Origin of the sequence: Natronomonas sp. (genome assembly GCF_036625485.1) — an archaeon.
In the GTDB taxonomy this organism is placed as follows: domain Archaea; phylum Halobacteriota; class Halobacteria; order Halobacteriales; family Haloarculaceae; genus Natronomonas.
In genome coordinates, this window is sequence record NZ_JAZKTR010000134.1 from 1 (window position 1) to 6,375 (window position 6,375).

At 66.8% G+C, this 6,375-nt stretch carries 6 protein-coding genes; 4 read left to right on the forward strand and 2 right to left on the reverse strand.

The genetic code is table 11. The features are described from left to right. The first annotated feature begins 55 nt into the window (after positions 1–55). Positions 56–2,755: a DNA mismatch repair protein MutS gene (mutS, locus tag V5A53_RS11735; protein ID WP_332313799.1), complete on the forward strand. Its 2,700-nt coding sequence runs from the start codon at positions 56–58 to the stop codon at positions 2,753–2,755. A 2-nt stretch (positions 2,756–2,757) separates the two neighbouring features. Here mutS and V5A53_RS11740 read toward each other — a convergent pair whose 3' ends face one another. After that, positions 2,758–3,081: a transporter associated domain-containing protein gene (locus V5A53_RS11740; protein WP_332313800.1), complete on the reverse strand. Its 324-nt coding sequence runs from the start codon at positions 3,079–3,081 to the stop codon at positions 2,758–2,760. 317 nt (positions 3,082–3,398) lie between these two features. Between V5A53_RS11740 and V5A53_RS11745 the strand changes: the two genes are divergently transcribed. Beyond that, complete coding sequence (locus V5A53_RS11745; RefSeq protein WP_332313801.1) at positions 3,399–3,614, forward strand: hypothetical protein; 216 nt, start codon at positions 3,399–3,401, stop codon at positions 3,612–3,614. 247 nt (positions 3,615–3,861) lie between these two features. Continuing rightward, positions 3,862–5,445, forward strand: a complete 1,584-nt coding sequence (serA, locus tag V5A53_RS11750) for a phosphoglycerate dehydrogenase (RefSeq protein ID WP_332313802.1) — start codon at positions 3,862–3,864, stop codon at positions 5,443–5,445. 91 nt (positions 5,446–5,536) lie between these two features. Here the strand turns inward: serA and V5A53_RS11755 are convergent, their stop codons facing one another. Then, positions 5,537–5,821: a hypothetical protein gene (locus V5A53_RS11755; RefSeq protein ID WP_332313803.1), complete on the reverse strand. Its 285-nt coding sequence runs from the start codon at positions 5,819–5,821 to the stop codon at positions 5,537–5,539. 187 nt (positions 5,822–6,008) lie between these two features. On the opposite strand from V5A53_RS11755, the gene V5A53_RS11760 reads away from it, so the two are divergent. Next, positions 6,009–6,375, forward strand: a 367-nt coding sequence (locus V5A53_RS11760) for a hypothetical protein (protein ID WP_332313804.1), incomplete at its 3' end; no start/stop codon positions are given.

Below are 6,375 nucleotides of genomic sequence, written 5' to 3' on the forward strand. Positions count from 1 at the left end.
GGCCCGACCGACCGCGGCCCGGTGAGTATTTGGGCGACGAGACGCACGCTCGGATATGGACGAGGCGCTGGGGCCGCCGCCCGCGATGGCCGAGAAGGCCGAGGAGTTGACGCCGATGCTCTCGCAGTATCTGGAACTCTGCGAGCGCTACGACGACGCCTTGGTACTGTTTCAGGTCGGCGACTTCTACGAGACGTTCTGTGAGGCCGCCGAGGCGACCGCACGCATCCTCGAGATTACGCTCACCCAGCGTGAGGACTCGACCGGTACCTACCCGATGGCCGGCATTCCCATCGACAACGCCGAATCGTACATCGAGACGCTCTTGGAGGCCGGCTATCGGGTCGCCGTCGCCGACCAGGTGGAGGACCCCGACGAAACTTCGGGGCTGGTCGACCGTGCGGTCACGCGGGTGGTCACGCCCGGCACCCTGACGGAGACGGAACTGCTCAAAGAGGAGGACAACAACTTCGTGGCCTGTCTCACCGACGGCTACGGCCTCGCCCTGCTGGACGTCTCGACGGGCGATTTCTACGCGACTGAACTGGACCGCCTCGAAGCCGTCGAGGACGAACTCCAGCGGTTCGACCCCGCCGAGGCCGTCGTCGGCCCCGACGCGCCGACCGACCCCTTCGCGTCGAACTGCATGGTCACGCCCTACGAGCGGTCCGCGTTCGATATCGAGAACGCCCGCGAGAAGGTCGCCGAGTATTTCGGCGAGACGATGCTGGCCAGCGAGGCCGAACTCCGGGCGTGCGGGGCGTTACTGTCGTATGCCGAATACGCCCGTGGCGGGACGACCGACGGCGAAACCGAGCAACTGGACTACCTCAACCATCTGACCCGCTACGACCCCCGCGAGTACATGCTGCTGGACGCCGTCGCGCTCCGCTCGCTGGAGGTGTTCGAACCGCGGCACGTCCACGGCCTGGAGGGCGCCGCCCTCGTCGAAACGCTCGACGAGACGGCGAGCGCGCTCGGCGGCCGTGAACTCCGCGATTGGCTCCGGCGGCCACTCTTGGACGAGGGCCATATCGAGAACCGCCTCGATGCCGTCGAAGCGCTCGTCGCCAGCGTCGGCGACCGCGAGCGGGCGAGCGAACTGCTCGCGGACGTCTACGACCTCGAACGACTCGTGGCCCGCGTCTCTCGCGGGCGGGCCGACGCCCGCGACCTCCGAGCGCTGGAATCGACGCTGTCGGTCGTGCCCCAACTGCGCGAATGTATCGCCGATTCGACCGACGACAGCGACCTGCTGGCGGAGATCCACGACGAACTGGACGATTGCCCCGACGTGCGGGACCTCATCGACCGCGCCATCGTCGAGTCGCCGCCGGTCGAGATCACCGAGGGTGGCGTCATTCGCGACGGCTACGACGAGGCGCTGGACGACCTCCGGCAGACCGAACGCGAGGGGAAGGCGTGGATCGACGACCTCGAAGCACAGGAACGCGAACGGACCGGCGTCGACTCGCTGAAAGTCGGCCACAACTCCGTCCACGGCTACTACATCGAGGTGACCAACCCGAATCTCGACGCGGTGCCCGACGACTACCAGCGCCGCCAGACGCTGAAGAACTCCGAGCGGTTCTACACGCCCGAACTGAAGGAACGGGAAGACGAGATCATCCGCGCGGAGGGCCGCGCCGACGAACGCGAGTACGACCTCTTCAGGGAGGTTCGAACCGAGGTCGGCAAGGCGACCGAGCGGATTCAGACCACCGCCACCGCCGTCGCTCGCCTCGATGCGCTCTGTTCGCTGGCAACGGTGGCCGCCCGGTACGACTACTGTCGGCCCGAAGTGGGTGCCGAAGGTAGTGAGGCGAGCGACGCGAGCCGAACGTCGTCGGACGTGTCCGACGGAATCGACATCGAGGGGGGTCGCCACCCCGTCGTCGAGCGCACCGAGGAGGCGTTCGTCCCGAACCCGACGGACCTACCGCGTGAGCGGCCGATGGCGGTCATCACCGGCCCCAACATGTCGGGCAAGTCGACCTATATGCGGCAGGTCGCCCTGCTGTGCGTGATGGCCCAGATGGGGAGTTTCGTCCCCGCCCGGCGCGCCGAGTTGCCCGTCATCGACCGTGTCTTCACGCGCGTCGGCGCCTCCGACGACATCGCCGGCGGCCGGTCGACGTTCATGGTCGAGATGACCGAACTCGCGACCATCCTCGAAGCGGCCGACGAGAACTCCCTCGTCGTCCTCGACGAGGTGGGTCGCGGCACCTCCACCACCGACGGCTACGCCATCGCCCAGGCCGCAACCGAACACCTCCACGACGAGGTCGGCGCCTACACCCTCTTTGCGACCCATCATCACGAACTGACCGACGTCGCCGCCGAGTTGCCGCGCGCCCGCAACTACCACTTCTCGGCCGAACGGCGGCCCGACGGCGTCGACTTCGAACACGACCTTCGGGAGGGACCGGCGGAGGCCTCCTACGGCGTCGAAGTGGCCAACACCGCGGGCGTGCCGGCCGACGTCGTCCAGCGCGCCGAGGCGATTCTGGCCGACGAAGCCGACGGACGGACCACGCTGACGGCGGACGATGCCACTCCCACTTCCGAGATCCCGGCCTCGACCGACGGCGGTGAGGCGAGCGCCGTGAGCCGATCCTCGTCGGACGCGTCCACGTCAGACGGCGGCGAACTGCCCGCTGACATCCTCGCGGAACTGCAGTCGGTCGACCTCGCCGAAACGACGCCGCTGGAGGCGCTGAACCTGCTGTCGCGGCTCAAATCACGGGTCGAATAGGGCTACCCGTCGCTTTTCTTCCATTCGACGCGAACACGTCGGATGCGAGTATTCGTCGCATCGAGGACCGTCAGCGTGACCCGACCGACCGAGACGCGGTCGTCCTCCTCGGGGAGTCGGCCGGTGTGCGCATGGATGAGTCCTGCGAGCGTCTCGAAGTCGGCGTCGGCGGGTAACGAGAGGCCCAGCGTCTCGTTGACGTAGGCGATGGTCGCCCACCCGTGGGCGACGGCGGTGGTCTCGTCGAGGACGCAAACCGGCGCCGTCTCGCCGTGGTCGAGGATCTCGCCGACGACCTCCTCGACGACGTCCTCCAGCGTCGCCAATCCGGCGACAGCCCCTCGATGGCTTCGATCTGCTCGTCGAGGGGTGGCCGCGGTTCGACGGTGATCTCCTCGGGCGGGACGCCCTTCTCACGTTCGATGGCGACGATGGCGACGACGTTGGCGATACCCAGCGGTAGCTGGTCCTCGACGAGCGTCGGCCCGACGACGGGGTCGTTTCTGAGGCGCTGCTGGGCGCGCAACTGCTGGGCGTACCGTTCCTTGGTGAGGACGTTCTCGTCGTCGCGTATCACGACGAACGAACCCGTCGAGTTCGGTGCCTGCCCGCTGAGATTGTCCTCTATGTAGCCGTTGGCCTCGTGTTCGGGTGTGCCTCCACGGAACTCCTCCAGCGTCGTGTCGATAACCAGCCCCGGCAGGCCGAGGTTGAGAAGGAACACCGCCGCGAGCGTGAGAGCGATCACTTTCCGGCGATGCTCGACGACGACGGTCTCGGCGAAAGCGTCCAGTTTCATGGGGGACCACCGGACGGCGACACGGGGTTCACGGACGATGGCGGGGGTGTGTACATATAGCCATCGCCGGGGTGCTGCGGCCCTTCAAGACGCTACCGTCTCCAGGCCGAGGTCGTTGGCCGCGCCAAGGGTCGTGCCGGGGGTGTCGACCCGACGCTTCGAGCGGCAAGCCACCCCACCCATGTGTGCATCAAGAGAACATATTCGCATTTAATACACATATTCATGTATATAATACCGGGTTCCGACGCCAGCAAAACGCGGCGATGAGGAAAGCGTTATCCCTGACGGGCGGGACGATACGTCCATGAAGGTACTCGTCACGGATCCGATTGCGGACGCCGGCCTCGACGTGTTGCGCGAGGCGGGCCACGAAGTGGTCACGAACTACGAGGCGGAGGGCCAGGAACTGCTCGACGCCGTCGCGGACGCGAACGCACTCATCGTCCGCTCGGGCACGGAGGTCACCCGCGAGGTGCTGGAGGCCGCAGAGGACCTCGTCATCGTCGGTCGTGCCGGCATCGGCGTCGACAACATCGACATCGACGCCGCCACCGACGAGGGCGTCATCGTCGCCAACGCCCCCGAGGGCAACGTTCGCGCCGCCGCCGAGCACACGGTCGCGATGACCTTCGCGACCGCCCGGTCGATTCCGCAGGCTCACATCCGCCTCGTCGGCGGGGAATGGGCGAAAGGCGAGTTCCTCGGGACGGAACTCAACGGCAAGACCCTCGGCATCGTCGGCCTCGGCCGCGTCGGCCAGGAGGTCGCCAAGAAACTCGACTCGCTGGGCATGGACCTGGTCGCCTACGACCCCTACATCAGCGAAGAGCGGGCCGAACAGCTCGGCGCGGACCTCGCCGAACTCGACGAGACGCTCGCGGCCGCCGACGTCCTGACCATCCACACGCCGCTGACGCCCGAGACGGAGAACATGATCGGCGAGGCGGAACTCGCCCAGATGGAGGGCGGCTACCTCGTCAACTGCGCCCGCGGCGGCATCGTCGACGAGGAAGCCCTCGCGGCGGCCGTCGAGGACGGCGTCCTCGCCGGGGCCGCACTCGACGTCTTCGCCGAGGAACCGCTTCCGGATGACAGCCCCCTGCTCGGCGTCGAGGACGTCATCGTCACGCCGCATCTCGGCGCGTCGACGGAGGCCGCCCAGGAGAACGTCGCCACCTCGACGGCCGAACAGGTCGTCGCTGCCTTCGCGGGCGAACCCGTCATCAACGCGCTGAACGCCCCCTCGGTCGACGAGTCGGCGTTCCCGCGCATCGAACCGTACATCGGGCTCGCGGAGACGGCGGGCAAGATCGCCGTCCAACTGCTCGATAGCCGACTGGAGACGGTGGAGGTGAGCTACGAGGGCGACATCGCCGAGGAGGACGTCGACCTCCTCACTGCCTCCGCGCTGAAGGGCGTCTTCCAGCCGCTGGAATGGCAGGTCAACGCCGTCAACGCACCGCAGATCGCCGAGGACCGTGGTATCGAGGTCAGCGAGACCAAGCGCCGACAGGCCGAGGACTTCCAGAGCCTCGTCACCGTCACCGTCAGCGACGGCGAGAAGGAGATCTCGGTCGACGGCACGCTCTTCGCCGAGGACGACGCCCGCATCGTCCGCGTCGACGGCTACCGCGTCGACGCCATCCCCGGCGGCAAGATGATGATCACGCGCAACACCGACGAACCCGGCGTCATCGGCCACATCGGCTCCGTGATGGGCCAGTACGGCGTCAACATCGCCGCCATGTTCAACGCCCGCCAGACCATCGGCGGCGAAGCCCTCACCATCTACAACGTCGACGAGGAAGTGCCCGAGGAAGCCCGCGAGGAACTCGAAGCCGACGAGCGCATCATCGAGACGAAGTACATCAGCCTGAACGGCGAATAACGGCACCGCTTTCGCTCTTTTCGACGCTCGGCGCTCGAACTGCCGGTTCACGCGACCGCAAAAAAGCCGTCGGCGGATGTGGAGGGAGTCGCTATCGAAGCCAGCCGAACAGCCGACCGAACAGTCCGGTTTCGGGGGTGGACTCCGATTCTTCGGCGGCTTCCAGTTGGCGTTCGTACTGTTCGATGACGTCGTTGAGTTGGCGTTCCTTGGCGGCGAGTTCTTCGTTCCGGGCTTCGAGTTCGGCTTCGAGGAACTCGGCCCACTCCTCGGCGACTTCGCGGCGACGTTCGCTGCGCTCCAGTCGGGCGCGCAGCTCGGCAACTCGGCTTCCCTCGACACCCGCCTCGACGGGTTCGGACGATGCGCTGGCCATACTCCCGGTTGGATATCTGTACTTAAAAAATTCAGTCGGACGTCAGTCATCGATACGTCAGACATCGGGGGGTGAAACCCCTGTTATCGGTAAGCTGTGCGAGGTAGTGACAAGGGATATCGGCGGTTAAAAATAGCGTCCAATAACCGGGAGAACGCCTTTCGCGGTTGCTCCCGAACGGCCGACAATGAGCGACGAGTCGACCGGAAGCGGGGAGGCGGACGCCGACCCGTCGTTGCCGCGGCCCGGCCCCGACGCGCTGTACGGCCCGAACCCGACGCCGCCACAACTGGAGAACGGGTTCGGCTGGGACGCCGACCCGCTGCTCGTCTCCGGGTGTGACGCCTACGTCGACGGGGAGTATCTCTATCAGGACTACGTCTACGACGACCACGGCGCCGACACGCGGTCGGTGTTCGACCAACCGCCCGACGGCAACACGATGGGCGGGTTCTACTGCCGGGCGACCGGGGACTATCGGTACCCCTCGGACCCCGAAACCTACGGGTACAACGCGGCGGACCTCCTGGAGTTCCGCGCCCGACCGACCGACG